The organism is Leifsonia xyli, from assembly GCA_001647635.1.
In the GTDB taxonomy this organism is placed as follows: domain Bacteria; phylum Actinomycetota; class Actinomycetes; order Actinomycetales; family Microbacteriaceae; genus Leifsonia; species Leifsonia xyli_A.
In genome coordinates this window covers 1075854-1091752 of the sequence record CP014761.1, presented here as the reverse complement: position 1 = coordinate 1091752, position 15899 = coordinate 1075854, and the positions used below count along the sequence as shown (strand labels likewise).

General features: G+C 69.9%; 15 protein-coding genes and 2 pseudogenes. 8 read left to right on the top strand and 9 right to left on the bottom strand.

Annotated elements, in window-relative coordinates; translation table 11 throughout:
• Positions 1-7 precede the first annotated feature (7 nt).
• A complete protein-coding gene (locus A0130_05370) occupies positions 8-499 on the top strand; it encodes a transcription elongation factor GreA (GenBank protein ANF31178.1) in 492 nt (163 codons plus the stop codon).
• 55 nt (positions 500-554) lie between these two features.
• Here the strand turns inward: A0130_05370 and A0130_05365 are convergent, their stop codons facing one another.
• Positions 555-1184, bottom strand: a complete 630-nt coding sequence (locus A0130_05365; GenBank protein ANF33308.1) for a lysine transporter LysE — start codon at positions 1182-1184, stop codon at positions 555-557.
• Positions 1185-1283: 99 nt separating this feature from the next.
• Here A0130_05365 and A0130_05360 point away from each other — a divergent pair, with 99 nt between their 5' ends.
• The gene (locus A0130_05360) at positions 1284-1736 is read left to right on the top strand and encodes an AsnC family transcriptional regulator (GenBank protein ANF31177.1); all 453 of its coding nucleotides are present in this window, start codon (positions 1284-1286) and stop codon (positions 1734-1736) included.
• A 3-nt stretch (positions 1737-1739) separates the two neighbouring features.
• On the opposite strand, the gene A0130_05355 is transcribed toward A0130_05360, so the two are convergent.
• Positions 1740-2420 (bottom strand): hemolysin III, encoded by a 681-nt coding sequence (locus A0130_05355; GenBank protein ID ANF33307.1) that lies wholly within the window; start codon positions 2418-2420, stop codon positions 1740-1742.
• Between the two features lie 286 nt (positions 2421-2706).
• Here A0130_05355 and A0130_05350 point away from each other — a divergent pair, with 286 nt between their 5' ends.
• From A0130_05350 to A0130_05340, 3 genes and pseudogenes are all read left to right on the top strand, one after another.
• Positions 2707-3471 (top strand): isoprenyl transferase, encoded by a 765-nt coding sequence (locus A0130_05350; protein ANF31176.1) that lies wholly within the window; start codon positions 2707-2709, stop codon positions 3469-3471.
• 25 nt (positions 3472-3496) lie between these two features.
• A pseudogene (locus tag A0130_05345) lies at positions 3497-4614 on the top strand (hypothetical protein).
• Positions 4615-4822: 208 nt separating this feature from the next.
• Positions 4823-6170, top strand: a pseudogene (locus A0130_05340) (ATP-binding protein).
• Positions 6171-6377: 207 nt separating this feature from the next.
• Here the strand turns inward: A0130_05340 and aspA are convergent.
• The 5 genes from aspA to A0130_05315 all read right to left on the bottom strand — a co-directional run bounded on the left by aspA (position 6378) and on the right by A0130_05315 (position 10643).
• The gene (aspA, locus tag A0130_05335; protein ID ANF33306.1) at positions 6378-7736 is read right to left on the bottom strand and encodes an aspartate ammonia-lyase; all 1359 of its coding nucleotides are present in this window, start codon (positions 7734-7736) and stop codon (positions 6378-6380) included.
• A gap of 82 nt (positions 7737-7818) precedes the next feature.
• A complete protein-coding gene (locus A0130_05330) occupies positions 7819-8451 on the bottom strand; it encodes a carbonic anhydrase (protein ID ANF31175.1) in 633 nt (210 codons plus the stop codon).
• Positions 8451-9113 (bottom strand): hypothetical protein, encoded by a 663-nt coding sequence (locus A0130_05325; GenBank protein ANF31174.1) that lies wholly within the window; start codon positions 9111-9113, stop codon positions 8451-8453. Before A0130_05325 ends, A0130_05330 begins: the two co-directional genes overlap by 1 nt.
• Positions 9110-9367, bottom strand: coding sequence for an exodeoxyribonuclease VII small subunit (locus tag A0130_05320; GenBank protein ID ANF33305.1), 258 nt, complete (start codon positions 9365-9367; stop codon positions 9110-9112). Before A0130_05320 ends, A0130_05325 begins: the two co-directional genes overlap by 4 nt.
• A 10-nt stretch (positions 9368-9377) precedes the next feature.
• Entirely contained in the window at positions 9378-10643 is a 1266-nt protein-coding gene (locus A0130_05315; GenBank protein ANF33304.1) for an exodeoxyribonuclease VII large subunit, read from the bottom strand.
• A gap of 73 nt (positions 10644-10716) precedes the next feature.
• Here A0130_05315 and A0130_05310 point away from each other — a divergent pair, with 73 nt between their 5' ends.
• Positions 10717-11748, top strand: a complete 1032-nt coding sequence (locus A0130_05310; GenBank protein ID ANF33303.1) for a 4-hydroxy-3-methylbut-2-enyl diphosphate reductase — start codon at positions 10717-10719, stop codon at positions 11746-11748.
• Between the two features lie 12 nt (positions 11749-11760).
• Here A0130_05310 and A0130_05305 read toward each other — a convergent pair whose 3' ends face one another.
• Together A0130_05305 and A0130_05300 are read right to left on the bottom strand one after the other, a co-directional pair.
• Positions 11761-12399 (bottom strand): hypothetical protein, encoded by a 639-nt coding sequence (locus A0130_05305; protein ANF31173.1) that lies wholly within the window; start codon positions 12397-12399, stop codon positions 11761-11763.
• Positions 12400-12467: 68 nt separating this feature from the next.
• Complete coding sequence (locus A0130_05300) at positions 12468-13496, bottom strand: class II fructose-bisphosphate aldolase (protein ID ANF31172.1); 1029 nt, start codon at positions 13494-13496, stop codon at positions 12468-12470.
• 139 nt (positions 13497-13635) lie between these two features.
• On the opposite strand from A0130_05300, the gene A0130_05295 reads away from it, so the two are divergent.
• The gene (locus tag A0130_05295; protein ANF31171.1) at positions 13636-14994 is read left to right on the top strand and encodes a flagellar biosynthesis protein FlgA; all 1359 of its coding nucleotides are present in this window, start codon (positions 13636-13638) and stop codon (positions 14992-14994) included.
• A 116-nt stretch (positions 14995-15110) separates the two neighbouring features.
• Positions 15111-15851 (top strand): GntR family transcriptional regulator, encoded by a 741-nt coding sequence (locus A0130_05290; GenBank protein ANF31170.1) that lies wholly within the window; start codon positions 15111-15113, stop codon positions 15849-15851.
• The last annotated feature ends 48 nt before the right edge of the window (positions 15852-15899 follow it).

Genomic DNA, 15899 nt, shown 5'->3' with positions numbered 1-15899 from the left:
GTTCATCATGTCCCAGGATTCTCAGGTCACCTTTCTGACCCAGGACGCGTACGACCGTCTCTCGGCCGAACTCGAGGAGCTCAGCGTCAACGGCCGCAACGAGATCGCGAAGCGGATCGAGGCGGCCCGCGAGGAGGGCGATCTCAAGGAGAACGGCGGCTACCACGCCGCCAAGGAGGAGCAGGGCAAGATCGAGGCCCGCATCGTCCAGCTCACCAACCTGCTGCGCAGCGCCACCGTCGGCGCCGCGCCGGAGAGCCACGGCGTCGTCGAGCCCGGCACGGTCATCACCGCGACCATCGCGGGCGACGAGAGCGTCTTCCTCATCGGCAACCGCGAGATCGCGGCCGGCACCGACCTCCCGGTCTACAGCGAGCAGAGCCCGCTCGGCTCGGCGATCCTCGGCCTCAAGGTCGGCGACAAGACCGAGTACACCGCCCCCAACGGCCGCCAGATCGCCGTCGAGGTCACCAAGGTGGAGACCTACACCGGCCAGTGAGCCGCTGACACTGCGCGAACGCCCCGGACCGGCTCGGTCCGGGGCGTTCGTCGTCTCACCGGAGCTGCGCGACCCGCTCCGCGAGCAGCGAGACCCCGATCAGCGTCATGGCGATGGCCGAGACGCGCGCCATGATCACCGTGCCCCGCGGCCGGGCGGCCAGCAGCCGGCGGGCCAGCATCGCGACCGCCGGGTAGACGATCGCGCAGGTCGCGACGAACATCCCTCCCAGCAGCAGCATCTGCGCGGCCGGCGCCCAGCCGGCGTGAGGCGACGTGAACTGCGGCACCAGGGCGACGAGCACCACCAGGCCCTTCGGATTGAAGCCGCTCACCCCCGCTCCGCGGAGGAAGGACGCCAGGGAGGATCCGGCGACGCCGGTGTCCGCATGCGCGGTCAGCGGGGCGGCCGAGCGGACGAGCCCGCCGATCCCGAGCCAGAGCAGGTACAGCGCTCCGCCGATGGTCAGCACGTCCATCAGCACCGGATTCGCCGCCACCAGCGCGCCCAGCCCGACCGCGACCGCGCAGACGACCACCAGGTATCCGAACAGGATGCCGCCGATCGACGGGACGAGCGCCCGGCCGCCGACCCCGACCGAGACCGCATACGCCCAGTCGGCGCCCGGCGTGCAGACGAGCAGCACGGTCACGCCCCAGAAGCCCAGTGCCAGCGCCGGATCCATCGGCATCCCCTCTCGTTCAAGGGAAAGCTATGCCAACCGAAACGAGAAGTGCTCCCTACTTTCGAGCGTACATACCTGACATGTGGAAGAATCCAGCGCATGGATGCCATCGACCGGGAGATCCTTGCCGCACTGCAGGAGGACGGCCGGCTCAGCCTCACCGACCTCGCCGCCCGCGTCGGGCTGACGCTGTCGCCGTGCCACCGCCGAGTGCGCGAGCTGGAGCGCGACGGCGTCATCGAGCAGTACCGCGCGGTGGTCTCGCCGTCGGCCGTCGGGCTCGACTTCGAGGCGATCGTGTTCGTGACCATCGACCGCACCGACCCGGACACCGTGGGCGCGTTCGAGGAGGGCGTGCTGGCCATCCCGAACATCGTGCAGGCCGAACGGCTGTTCGGCGACCCCGACTACATGCTGCGCGTGCTCACCCGCGACCTGACGGCCTACCAGGAGCTGTTCGACGGGCCGCTCGGCGCCCTGCCGGGCGTGCGAAAGCTCAGCTCCACACTGGTCATGAAGCAGGTAACGGGACGTCGCGCGCTGCCGACCTGAGTGTCAGCCGGCGTTGTAGGCCGGGTGCATCGCGATCAGCAGCGTCGCCGTCCAGTGGCAGAGGAAGGCCAGCACCGTCAGCGTGTGGAAGATCTCGTGGAAGCCGAACTTGCCGGGGAACGGGTTCGGCCGCTTCATCCCGTAGATGACCGCGCCGATCGTGTACAGGATGCCGCCGACCAGCACGAGGACCATCATCGCGACGTTGGCGTTCACCAGATCGACGATGTACATCAGGGCGGCCCACCCGAGCGCCACGTAGATCGGGACGTACAGCCAGCGCGGCGCCGAGATCCAGAAGACGCGGAACCCGATCCCGAGGAGCGCCCCGGCCCAGACCAGGCAGAGCAGCAGGATGCCCTTGTCCGGCGGCAGCGCGAGCACGGCGAGCGGGGTGTACGTGCCGGCGATGAGCAGGAAGATGTTCGCGTGGTCGATGCGCTTCAGGATGACCTTGGTGCGGGGTCGCCAGTTGAAGCGGTGGTACAGCGCCGAGTTGCCGAACAGCAGCATCGAGGTGAGCATGAACACCGCCGACGCCCATTTCGCCGGCGCGCCGTGCGCCAGGCAGATCAGGACGATGCCCGCCGCGATGGTGACCGGGAAGGTGGCCGCATGGATCCATCCGCGCCAGGTCGGCTTGATGTCGGCCGGGTTGGCGAGCGAAGCGTCGAGCAGAGGGATGTTGGGAAGATCGGGGCCGGCGTCGCGGGCTTCCCGCTCGTCCGCCTGGACGGCGGCGTCGGACGGATCGAGCAGGGGCGTCGGCTCGGAGAGCAGCTCGGCGACATCCTCCCCGGTGCGCGCACCGGCGGCGCGGTCGGGGTTCGGGCTTCTGCGAGGCGACATGCACCCAGCGTAGGGGAGGCGGGTGGCGGGATGCTGTGAGCTGGACGTCGCGCAGCCGCTGTGCGCACAGCCGCGCTAACGTAGCAGCGTGAGCAGAAGCGCGACGCCGGGGGATCGGCTGATGGCCGGCGGGCTGCTCTACCGGCTGTACCAGAAGCGGCTCCGGCGCGACATCAACCGCGACGCGCTGCCCCAGCACGTGGCGATGATCATCGACGGCAACCGTCGGTGGGCCCGCCTGGCCGGGCTCGAGACGGTCGCCCACGGCCACCGGGCGGGCGCGGCGAAGATGCGCGAGTTCCTGGAGTGGTGCGACGAGCTCGGCATCGAGGTCGTGACGCTGTACCTCCTGTCGTCCGACAATCTCACCAACCGCGAGAGCTCAGAGCTCGGCGACCTCATCGACATCATCGCGCAGCTCGCCGAGGACGTCTCGCAGTACCGGGACTGGCGGGTCAAGCACGTCGGCTCCACCGCGGGTCTCCCCTCCCGGCTCGTGGAGGCCCTCGCCGACGCGGAGCGCCGCACGGCCGAGAACACGGGCATGCACATCAACCTCGCGGTGGGCTACGGCGGCCGCAAGGAGATCACCGACGCCATGCGCAGCATCGTCGCGACGCACATCGCCGAAGGCGGCAGCCTGGAGACGCTCGCCGACCTGCTCACGCCCGACCTCATCGGCCAGCACCTCTACACCGGTGGGCAGCCCGATCCCGACCTCGTCATCCGCACGTCGGGGGAGCAGCGCCTCAGCGACTTCATGCTGTGGCAGAGCGCGCACAGCGAGTTCTATTTCGTCGAAGCTCTCGGACCGGACCTGCGCGAGGTCGACTTCCTTCGCGCCGTGCGCGACTACTCGCGCCGCCAGCGCCGCTTCGGCGGCTGACCGTCCTTTCCGGCAGAATCGTCACGTGACGACGATCGAGGAGTTCGCCCGAGGGTTCGGCGAGGAGCCCGGCTATCTGGACTACGGACGGGTCGGCCCGCTGTCGGCCACCGTCCGCGCCGAAACGCTCGGGCAGTACGAGATCCTGTCGCGCGCCCGCTTCGGCACGATCGAGCGGATGCGCGCGGAGGACGAGCGGGTGCGGGACGCGGTGAGCGCGCTGACCCGGTTCCCCTCCGAGCAGATCGTGTTCCAGCCCAACGCCTCCAGCGGGCTCCTGCACGCGGCGTTCGGGCTCACCGGCGGCGACGTGCTGCTGTCCCTCGGCGAGTTCCCCTCCCTCACGTACGCCGCCGAGCGCGCCGCCCAGGCCCTCCGCGTCATCACTCCGGTGTGGCTCGAGACCGACCACGACCGGGTGACCCCGGCCCGTATCCGCGAACAGCTGACCGACAGCACGGCGGCCGTCATGGTCAGCCTGGTCGACTCCCGGACCGGCTACCTGGCCGACATCGACGGCATCCGGCAGGTCATCGGCGACCGCCTGCTCGTCGTGGACGCGATTCAGGGCTTCGGTGTGGTGGACGCCCCGTGGGAGGTCGCCGACGTCGTCGTCTCGGGCGGCCAGAAGTGGATGCGCGCCGGCTGGGGCACCGGCTTCCTGGCGCTCAGCGAGCGGGCCATCGACCACCTGACCCCGGTGTTCAGCGGATGGACGGGCTCCGGACCGGAGCAGCCCTGGGACGAGGTGCGCGAGCCCGTGCGCGGCGCCGGCGCCTTCTCCGTCTCCAACCCCGATCTCGTCGCCGAGGCGCGCTTCGCCGCCGCGCTCGAGGAGGTCGCGGCGGTGGGGTGGATGCGGTGGCCGCCGCCGTGTCCGACAACGTCGAGCGCGTCCTCGAGCTGGCGGACGAGTTCGCCGTCCCGGTCTCCTCCTCGCGCAGCCCGAACGAGCGGGCGGGAATGGTCGTGCTCGAGCCGCTGCCCGAACAGCTGACGGCTCTCGGCGCCTCCCTCTTCAACCACGGCGTGACCGCCTCGATCCGCGCGACCAACGCGCGCATCAGCGTCCACGCCGGCACGACGGAGGAGACGCTGGACATGCTGCGCGCGGCGTTCACCTCGTACGCCTCGGTCGCCTGACAAGCTCCCACAACTGGGGGCGATTGTTCACTTGAACGAAACACGACACGCCACCCCGCCATCCGGCGATGTCGGCGGCCGGGCGTAGTTTCGAGCCATCGGGCACCGCGCCCGATCGAGACGGCCACAAAAGTTCGTCTCGAAACCAGCGGCCGTCTCGCCAGTGAGATCCGCCGGCTCCCGAGGGACCGGCGGGGTGGGAGTGGTCGTGGCGGAATCAGCAACCCGACAGGCAGCAACTCGGCAGACCGGCGGGGCGGCGAAGACGGATGAGCGCACCTATGTGCTCGACACGTCGGTGCTGCTCTCCGACCCGAAGGCGATCTTCAACTTCGCGGAGCACGCTGTCGTCATCCCCGTCGTCGTCGTGAGCGAGCTCGAGGGCAAGCGCAACGACCCAGAGATCGGGTACTTCGCGCGGCAGGCGCTGCGGAACCTCGACGATCTCCGGGTGCAGCACGAACGGCTCGACTTCCCGATCCCCGTCGGCGACGGCGGCTCGCTGCGCGTGGAGCTCAACCACTCCAACATGAGCGTCCTCCGAGCGGCATGCAGCTGGGCGACAACGACTCGCGCATCCTCGCGGTCGCGCTCAACCTGTCGAACGACGGGCTGGATGTGACGGTCGTCTCCAAGGACCTCCCGCTCCGCGTGAGGGCCGCCTCGATCGGCCTGGCCGCCGAGGAGTACCGGCACGAGCAGGCGGTCGACTCCGGCTGGACAGGCATGGCGTCGATCGACCTCGGCAGCGACGAGATGGCGTCCCTCTACGAAGAGGAGTGGATGCGCACCGAGCTCGCCGCCGGACTCCCGGTGAACACCGGGCTCGTCATCCACTCGGACCGCGGCTCGGCCCTCGGGCGGGTCGTCGCGGACGCCGAGGTGAAACTGGTGCGTGGCGACCGGGACGTCTTCGGCCTGCATGGCCGCTCGGCGGAGCAGCGTCTCGCGATCGACCTGCTTCTCGACCCGGAGATCGGCATCCTGTCGCTCGGCGGCCGCGCCGGCACCGGCAAGTCGGCCCTCGCGCTGTGCGCTGGGCTCGAGGCCGTGCTGGAGCGGCGGCAGCACAAGAAGATCATGGTGTTCCGCCCGCTGTACGCCGTCGGCGGCCAGGAGCTCGGCTACCTCCCGGGGACCAGGGCGAGAAGATGAACCCCTGGGGCCAGGCGGTGTTCGACACGCTCGGCGCGCTGGTGTCGCAGAACGTGCTCGACGAGGTGCAGGACCGCGGCATCCTGGAGGTGCTGCCGCTCACGCACATCCGCGGCCGGTCGCTGCACGACGCGTTCGTGATCGTGGACGAGGCCCAGTCGCTGGAGCGGAACGTGCTGCTCACGGTCCTGAGCCGCATCGGCCAGAACTCGCGCGTGGTGCTCACCCACGACGTCGCGCAGCGCGACAACCTCCGCGTCGGCCGCCACGACGGCGTCGCCAGCGTGATCGAGACGCTGAAGGGCCACCCGCTGTTCGCGCACGTCACCCTGACCCGCTCCGAGCGCTCCGCGATCGCGGCTCTCGTCACCGAGATGCTGGAGGCCAACGAGCTCGCCTAGTTCGCGAGCCCGGCGGCCGGGTCCGGCGGTCGGAAAGGGAGGAGTCGGCGAGTCTGCGCGCTCGCAAACTCCTCCCTTTCTCGTCGACACGCCGTCACGCGGCAGCGGCTTCCTCCGTTTCCAGCACCGCCGACAACAGGAAAAACGCTCCCGATCGACTCGATCGGGAGCGTTTCTCCTGTGCTCGGGGGCTGTCCGGCGTGCGGGTCAGCCGGGGTGGGTCATGGAGAGGACGTCGAGGGCCTTGTCGAGCTGCTCGAGGGTGACCTCGCCGCGGTCGACGAAGCCGAGGTCGATGACGGCCTCGCGCACGGTGATGCCCTTGGCGACGGCGTGCTTGGCGACCTTGGCGGCGGCCTCGTAGCCGATCACGCGGTTGAGCGGCGTGACGATCGACGGGCTCGACTCGGCGAAGGCGCGGGCGCGGTCCAGGTTGGCCTCCAGGCCCCGGATGGTCTTGTCGGCGAGCACGCGGCTGGCCTGCGTGAGGAGGCGGATCGACTCCAGCAGCGCGGTGCCCATGACCGGGATGGCGACATTCAGCTCGAACAGGCCGGAGGCGCCGCTCCAGGCGATCGTCGCGTCGTTGCCGATCACGCGCGAGGCGACCATGAGAACAGCCTCAGGGATGACCGGGTTGACCTTGCCGGGCATGATCGACGAACCGGGCTGCAGGTCCGGGATGTGCAGCTCGCCGAGGCCGGTGTTCGGGCCGGAGCCCATCCAGCGGAGGTCGTTCGAGATCTTCGTCAGCGAGACGGCGATCGTGCGGAGAGCGCCGGACGCCTCGACCAGCGCGTCGCGGTTGGCCTGCGCCTCGAAGTGGTTGCGCGCCTCCGTGATCGGCAGCTCGGTCTCCTGCGTCAGCAGCTCGATGACGAGCTGCGGGAAGCCGAGCGGGGTGTTGATCCCCGTGCCCACCGCGGTGCCGCCGAGCGGGACCTCGGCGACGCGAGGGAGGGCGGCGCGGATGCGCTCGATGCCGTAGCGGATCTGCGCCGCGTAGCCGCCGAACTCCTGGCCGAGGGTGACCGGGGTGGCGTCCATCAGGTGCGTGCGGCCGCTCTTGACGGCGTCCGCCCACTGCTCGGCCTTCTCCTCGAGCGCGACCGCGAGGTGGTCGAGCGCCGGGATCAGGTCGTCGGTGAGCGCGCCGGTGACGGCGATGTGCACCGACGTCGGGAAGACGTCGTTCGACGACTGCGAGGCGTTGACGTGGTCGTTCGGGTGCACCGGACGGCCGAGGCGCTCCGACGCGAGAGTCGCCAGCACCTCGTTCATGTTCATGTTGGACGACGTGCCCGAACCGGTCTGGTACACGTCGATCGGGAACTCCGCGTCGTGGGCGCCCGCGGCGACCTCGTCGGCGGCGGAGGCGATCGCGTCCGCGACGTCCTGGTCGAGCACGCCGAGGCGCGCGTTCGCGAGGGCGGCCGACTTCTTGATGCGGGCGAGGGCGGCGATCTGCGCCGGCTCCAGCACCGACCCGGAGATGGGGAAGTTCTCCACAGCGCGCTGCGTCTGCGCGCTGTACAGCGCGTGCTTCGGGACGCGCACCTCTCCCATCGTGTCGTGCTCGATGCGGTACTCGGCGTCCGCCTGGGTGTCCACCACGGTGTGTCTTCCTTTCTGTATACGGAGGTCGATGTCAGTCGCGCATGCCGACGACGACGTCGGGGACGACCCGGCCCTCCGCGAGCCGGTAGTTGGCGCCGACAATCGCGAGGGTGTTCTCGGCGACCGCGGAGGCGATGATCTCGGACTGCGCCAGCAGCTCGGAGACGGTGTCGCGCAGGTGCTCGCGCCCGACTTCCCCGGCGTCGATCGCGGCGGGGTCGACCGCGCCCTCGCCGCCGACGCGGTGGACCGCGGGGACGATGGGCGCGATGAGCTGGGCGATGTGCGGAGGCAGCGGGTCGGCGTCCTCGGCCTGCGAGCCGATGGCCGCGGCGACCGCGCCGCAGCTGTCGTGGCCGAGCACGAGGATGAGCGGCACGTTCAGCACCGCGACCGCGTACTCGAGCGACCCGATCACGGAGTCGGAGACGACCTGCCCCGCGTTGCGGACGACGAACGCGTCGCCGAGGCCCATGTCGAAGATGATCTCGGCCGCGAGGCGGGAGTCGGCGCATCCGAAGATCGCGGCGACCGGCTCCTGGCCGTCGGCGACGGACTCGCGTCGCTCCACATCCTGGTGGGGATGCAGCGGCTCGCCTGAGACGAAGCGGGCGTTGCCGTCGAGCATCGAGTTCCAGACCTTGCCGGGGCGCGTGGTGGGCACTACTTGTCTCCTCCGAGTGAGTGGATCTGGTCGGCGAGCGAAGACGCCATCGTGCGGAACTCGGCGTCGTCCGCCGTGCCGAACACGATGATGGTGCTGTCGCCGGACGTGGTCGTCAGCGCGTACTCGACGTTGCCGTCGTCCGAGCTGGAGGTGCGGTTGTCGTAGACGTCCCAGGTCACGCCATCGATCACGCGCGTGTCCTTGATGCGGGACTTGTTGACCTGGTCGGACACCCAGCTGTCGTTGGCCTTGAACCCCTGGGTGACGCCGATGAACTGCTGCTTCGGCGTTACGAACCCGATGTACCAGGAGTCGACGCCGTCGGACGTCTTGGTGCGCAGCTCGGCGTTGTTGGACTTCCAGTCCGCCGGGAGCTTCGGCACCAGCAGCGCGTCCGGCTCACTGCCCTGCGCCTGCTGCGCGATCGACGGGTAGTCGACCGCCGGCTTGGTCGCGGACGGGTTGCCGCGCGGCACGATGAGGACGATCACGGCGACGAGCGCCAGGGTCGCGAGCAGCGAGTAGACGAGGTTGTTGATCGTCTGGCGGTTGCGGTGGTTCGCCGAGTTCTCGGCCTTGCGGGCCGCGGTCTCCTCCGGAGTCTCGGGGCGTCCGAGCTCCGCGACGACCACCGGAGGCTTGTTGTTGCGGGGGCTCATTCGCCGTCGAACGCTCCCGAGGTCGCTGCGCCCGCGCCGGCGCGGGCCGCGTCGAGCCGCGCCTTCGCGCCGATCAGCCACTCCTCGCAGTGGCGCGCCAGGGCCTCGCCCCGCTCCCACAGCGCGATGGACTCCTCGAGCGTGGTGGTGCCCTGCTCGAGCTCCGTCACGACGCGGATCAGCTCGTCACGCGCTTCTTCATAGCTGAGCGTGCTGAGCGGATCCCCGGCCGGGGACGTCTCTGTGGTGGGCATGGCATCCATTCTATTCGCGGTCGCCGTGGCTCGCGGGGGACGGCAGCGGGTCGCCGGCGGTGGCGGCGAGCGAGCCGCCCGAGACCGTCAGCCGGAGCTGCGAGCCGGTCGGTGCTTCCGACGGATCGGCCACCACGTGGCCCGCGGCCGTCTGGACGATGGCGTAGCCGCGGTCGAGCGTGCCCTGCGGCGAGAGCGCCCGGAGCTGGCCGCGCAGCTCGGCGACCCGTGTGGTCTCGCGCTCGACGCAGCGACCGACGAGCTCGGTGCCGCGGGCGACGTAGCGGGTGAGCTCCTCGGCGCGGGCGTCCACGATCCACGACGGGGACGCGAGCACCGGCCGGGTGCGCAGGTGCCCGATCCGGTCGATCTCGTGCGCGATCAGGTGCGTAACGCGGGTGCCGATGCGCGCCCGCGCCTGCTGCACCCGGGCCAGCTCTTCGGCCACATCCGGCACCACGCGCTTGGCCGCATCCGTCGGGGTGGACGCGCGGAGGTCGGCCACCTCGTCGAGCAGGGGCCGGTCGGCCTCGTGCCCGATGGCGCTGACGATCGGCGTCAGCGCGGCGGCGGCCGCGCGCACCAGGCGCTCGTCGCTGAAACCGAGCAGGTTCTGGAAGTCGCCGCCGCCGCGCGCCACGATGATGACCTCGACCTCGGGATCCACGTCCAGCGTCCGGATGGCGGAGACCACCTCGGTCACCGTGCGCTCGCCCTGGACGGCCGCGTGCATGACACGGAACCGCACCTGCGGCCAGCGCAGCTGCGCGTTACGGAGCACATCCTTCTCGGCGTCGCTGTCCTTGCCCGTCACCAGACCGATCGTGTGCGGCAGGAACGGCAGGCGCTTCTTGCGCTCGACCGCGAACAGGCCCTCGGCGGCGAGCTGCTGGCGCAGCCGCTCCAGCCGCTCCAGCAGGTCGCCCAGGCCGACGTGCTTCATGTCGTAGACCTGCATGGTCAGGGTGCCGCCCTTGACCCAGAAGTTCGGTTTGATCGCGGCGACGACGCGGTCGCCCTGCTTGAGGTCGGCCGGGATGCGCGCCTTGACCGACGACCAGATCGTGAAGCTGATCGTGGCGTCCTCGTTCAGGTCTTTCAGCTTGCCGTAGACGTTCCCGCCGGAGATGCCCCACTGCGTGATCTCGCCCTCGACCCACGCGGTGCCGAGCCGGTCGATCCATCCCTTGATCTTGGAGTTGAGCAGCGCGACCGGCCACGGGGAGTCGACGGTCGGGGGAGCGGGCTGCATCGCGACGGGCCCTGACTGGCTCACCGACCCCTCCCATTCCGTGTCCAGCGTGCTCACGTAGGATCGAAGGGTGAGCGACGCAACCATCAGCCTCCCGATGCCGCGGATTCCCGGCGCGAGGCGACGGCTTCAGGATAACCCGGTCGTCGGACACAAGAAGGTCCTGCTGGCCGCACCCCGCGGCTACTGCGCCGGTGTCGACCGCGCCGTGGTCGCCGTCGAGAAGGCGCTGGACCTCTACGGTTCGCCTGTCTACGTGCGCAAGCAGATCGTCCACAACGTGCACGTCGTGTCCGAGCTGGAGCAGCAGGGCGCCATCTTCGTCGACGAGGTCGACGAGGTCCCCGAGGGCGCACACGTGGTCTTCTCGGCGCACGGCGTCTCGCCGGCCGTCGTGAACGCCGCCGCCGCCCGGGGGCTCCGCGCGATCGACGCCACCTGCCCGCTGGTCACCAAGGTGCACCGCGAGGCCGTGCGGTTCGCGCGGGACGACCGCGAGATCCTGCTCATCGGCCACGCCGGGCACGAGGAGGTCGAGGGCACGGCGGGCGAGGCGCCCGACCATGTCACGCTGGTGAACGGGCCCGACGACGTCGACTCCATCGTCGTGAAAGACCCGGACCGCGTCGTCTGGCTCTCCCAGACCACGCTCTCGGTCGACGAGACGATGGAGACGGTGCGCCGTCTGCGCGAGCGCTTCCCGAACCTGCAGGACCCGCCCAGCGACGACATCTGCTACGCCACCCAGAACCGCCAGGTCGCGATCAAGAAGGTCGCCGAGCAGGCGGAGCTGGTCATCGTGGTCGGCTCGGCCAACTCCTCCAACTCGGTCCGCCTGGTGGAGGTCGCGCTGGAGTACGGCGCGAAGGCCGCCTACCGCGTCGACTACGCGAGCGAGATCAAGCAGGAGTGGCTCGACGGCGTCTCCTCGATCGGCGTGACGAGCGGCGCGTCCGTGCCGGAGGTGTTGGTGCAGGAGGTGCTTGACGACCTCGCCGGCGCCGGTTACGCCGACGTCGAGGAGGTCAAGACGGCGGAGGAGGACCTCATGTTCTCGCTGCCGAAGGAGCTCCGCAAGGACATCACGGGCAAGCAGGACGCACGGGCGCTCGGCGGCCGCGGCCACTGACCGGCCTGGGTGCTACGGCGTCCGGGTCGGCGTCGTGCCGCCCGAGGTTCCCGAGTAGAACTCGAGCAGCACCGGATCGGTCGCGAGCACCGCGCCGGCGAAGATCAGCAGGACCACCATCGCGACGATCCCCGCGACGAGCGGCACCCAGAACGCCAGCCGTCGCTTGACGAGCAGCCATGCCGCGAGCCCCGCGGACCCCGCCCAGATCACTCCCATCAGGATCGATCCGACGAGCACCAGCGTGCCGACGACCGGCGCCGGCGTGTAGTCGCCGAGGCCGTTCGTGCTGTGCAGCAGCTGCATCGAGGCCGGGATGGCCTGGAGCGTCGCGATCGAGTACAGCATCCCGAAGAAGCCGAAGACGGCGAGCAGGACGGTGAGCGTCAGGTTCCACGTCGGGGCCGGTTGGCCGGCTCGCGCGCGCTCGCCCGTCGACGGGTAGGGCGCGCCGGGATACGGCGGTCTCGCGCCCGGGTAGGGAGCGCCGGCCGGTGGCGGCGGAGTGACGGCGTCGTCCTCGCGCTCCAGCGGCCGCGACGTGTCGAGGCGGTCGGCATCCGCCGGGGGGTGCCAGACCCAGCCGGGGGGCGCGAGCTCCCCGAACTGCGGACGTGGCCGTTCGTCCGGCCGCGGCTCCTGGTCGGTCATGCCCGCTGCCTCCTCGATCCTGCTGGTGCGGGCGGCGGGTGCTGTGCGTATCCCGCCGCCCGGCGCGACTACTTGGCCGACTGTCCGGCCGAGCCGAGCTGCTGCGTCGCCTCGACGACGCGCTGGGCCATCGCGCTCTCGGCGACCTTGCCCCAGGCGCGCGGGTCGTAGAGCTTCTTGTTGCCGACCTCGCCATCGACCTTGAGCACGCCGTCGTAGTTCTGGAACATGTAGCCCGCGATGGACCGGGTGAACGCGTACTGCGTGTCGGTGTCGATGTTCATCTTCACGACGCCGTTGCGCACCGCCTCCGCGATCTCCTCGTCGGTGGAGCCGGAGCCGCCGTGGAAGACGAGGTCGAGCGGCTTCGGGCCGTGGCCGTACTTGGCGGCGAGGCCGTCCTGGATCTCCTTGAGCAGTTCCGGGCGCAGCTTCACGTTGCCCGGCTTGTAGACGCCGTGCACGTTGCCGAAGGTGAGAGCGGCCATGTAGCGGCCGTTCTCGCCGAGGCCGAGGGCGTCGACCGCCTTCTCGGCGTCGGCCAGGGTCGTGTAGAGCGCCTCGTTCGAGCCCTCGTGGCGGACGCCGTCCTCCTCGCCGCCGACGACGCCGATCTCGACCTCGAGGATCGCGTTGATCGCCTTGGTGCGCTTGAGCATGTCCTGCGCGATCTGGAGGTTCTCGTCCAGCGGGATGGCCGAGCCGTCCCACATGTGCGACTGGAAGATCGGGTTGCGGCCCGCGCGGACCTCCTCCTCGGAGGCGGCGATGAGCGGCAGCACGAAGTCGTCGAGCGCGTTCTTCGGGCAGTGGTCGGTGTGGAGCGCGACCGTGATGGGGTAGTTCTTGGCGACCTCGGTGGCGAACTTCGCGAACGCGAGCGCCCCGGTCGCGCGGGCCTTGACGGTCTGGCCGGCGAAGTAGTCCGCGCCGCCGGTGGTGACCTGGATGATGCCGTCGCTCCCCGCCTCGGTCAGACCCTGCAGGACGGCGTTGATCGTCTGCGACGACGACACGTTGAACGCGGGGTAGGCGAACCCGCCGGCCTTCGCTTTGTCGAGCATCTCTGCGTACTGGTCCGGCGTGGCGATGGGCATTGCAGCTCCTTGAAGGATCGGGGTGTCGAACGCCCTCATCATACCGAGGCGCTTGACATCCGGACCCGGCCCCCTCATCATGGTCAAAGGATTGATGGTCAGACCATCACCCCAGATCCACCCACAAAGGAGTAGGCACATGAATCTGCACTCGCTGCTGCAGAAGCGCACCGAGGAGGCGGGACCGATCCGCGTCGGCGTCATCGGTGCGGGCAAGTTCTCGTCGATGTTCCTCACGCAGGCCGCGAACAGCCCCGGCTTCCATGTGGTCGCCGTCGCCGACATCAACGTCCCCAAGGCGAAGGCGGCCCTGGACCGCACCGGATGGCCGGCCGAGCGTTACGCGGCCACCGGCTTCGACGACGCCCTGCGGACCGGCAAGACCTTCGTCACCGAGAGCGCGGACGACCTGCTGCGCCGCCCGGAGATCGAGGTCGTCCTGGAGATCACCGGCAACCCGATCATCGGCACCTATCACGCGCTCACCGCCATCGACAATGGCAAGCACGTCATCATGGTCAACGTCGAGGCGGACTGCATGGTGGGCCCCATCCTCCAGCGCCGCGCGCAGGCCGCCGGCGTCGTCTACTCGATGGCGTACGGCGACCAGCCGGCGCTGATCTGCGAGATGGTCGACTGGGCGCGCACCGTCGGCTTCGACGTCGTCGCCGCGGGCAAGGGCACCAAGTACCTTCCGGAGTACAACTACTCCACGCCGGACACGGTCTGGAACTACTACGGCTTCACCGACGAGCAGCTGGCCTCGGGCGACTACAACCCGAAGATGTTCAACTCGTTCCTGGACGGCACCAAGTCGGCCATCGAGATGGCGGCCGTCGCCAACGGAACCGGCCTCATCCCGCAGGACGAGGGCCTCAACTTCACGCCGGCCGGTGTCGACGAGCTGTCGACGCTGATCATCCCGAAGGCGAACGGCGGCACGCTCAGCCGCTCGGGGACCGTGGAGATCGTCTCCAGCCTCAACCGCGACGGCAGCGACGTGTACCGCGACCTGCGCTGGGGCGTCTACGTCACGTTCGAGGCGCGCACCGACTACGCGGTGCAGTGCTTCGCCGAGTACGGCGTCCAGACCGACCCGTCGGGCCGTTTCGGCGAGCTGTACCGTCCGTATCACATGATCGGGCTCGAGCTCGGGGTGTCCATCGCGGCGGCGGTCCTCCGCAACGAGGCCACCGGCTCGCCGACCGGCTTCCGGGGCGACGTCGTCACCACGGCGAAGAAGGACCTCCGCGCGGGCGACACGCTCGATGGCGAAGGCGGTTACACGGTCTTCGGCAAGCTCGCCCCGGCCGCGGTGTCGCTCGACCACAACGCTCTTCCGCTGGGGCTGGCGCACGGCGCAAAGCTCATCCGCGACGTCCCGAAGGACCGCATGGTCTCGTGGGACGACGTGGACGCGGACGAGTCGCTGCTCGCCGTCCAGGTGCGCCGCGAGCTGGAGGACGAGTTCCGCCGCGAGTCCCTCGCCGCGGCCTGATGGTCTGACCTCGGTGCTCATGAAAACTAGACTGCTTCTCACCGGGAGCGGCGCTTCGAGCGCCGGGGCGACCCGGGCCTTCATGGAGGTCCAGGACCCGAACGAGGGGAGAAGCGATGTCGGAGGGCACGGCGTGGGAGCCCGTTCAGCGGGTCCGCACCTACGAGCAGGTCATGGCGCAGATCGAGGAGCGCATCCTCGACGGCAGGCTGAAGGCGGGCGACCACCTGCCGAGCGAACGGGACCTCGCGATCTCGCTCGGCGTCAGCCGGCCGTCGCTGCGGGAGAGCCTGCGGGTGCTGGAGGCGCTCGGCGTGGTGGACATCCGCCGCGGCGGAGAGGGGGGAGCGGTCCTCGTCGGGACGCCCGGACCCGGGTTCGTCAACCTGCTCAAGCTCCAGCTGGCGCTCGGGCACTTCAGCCAGACCGACGTGCTCGACACGCGCATCGCGCTCGAGTCGTGGTCGTGTTCGGAGGCGGCCCATCGAGCGACGGATGACGACCACGCCGCGCTCGCCGGCATCCTCGACGCCATGGAGGACCCCTCCATCGACGCACGCGAGTTCAACCGGCTGGACACCGCCTTCCACGTGACGATCGCGGAGTCCACCGGGAACGCCCTCACCGCCCACCTGATGCAGTCCCTGCGGATCGCCATCAACCGCCAGATGATCGAGGCCTACGAACGCCTCGACGACTGGCGGGAGACGGCCAAGACCGTCCGGGCGGAGCACCGCGGCATCCTCGCCGCCATCGAACAGCACGACCCGGATCAGGCCGTCCGCCTGGTTCGCGAACACATCGAAAGCTTCTACGCCATCGGCAACGTCGGCGGGGTCACCGCCCCGACCGGCTAGAGCCGGGAGACGGTCTCCCGGCTCGAAACGAGTATCAAGGGAGACACT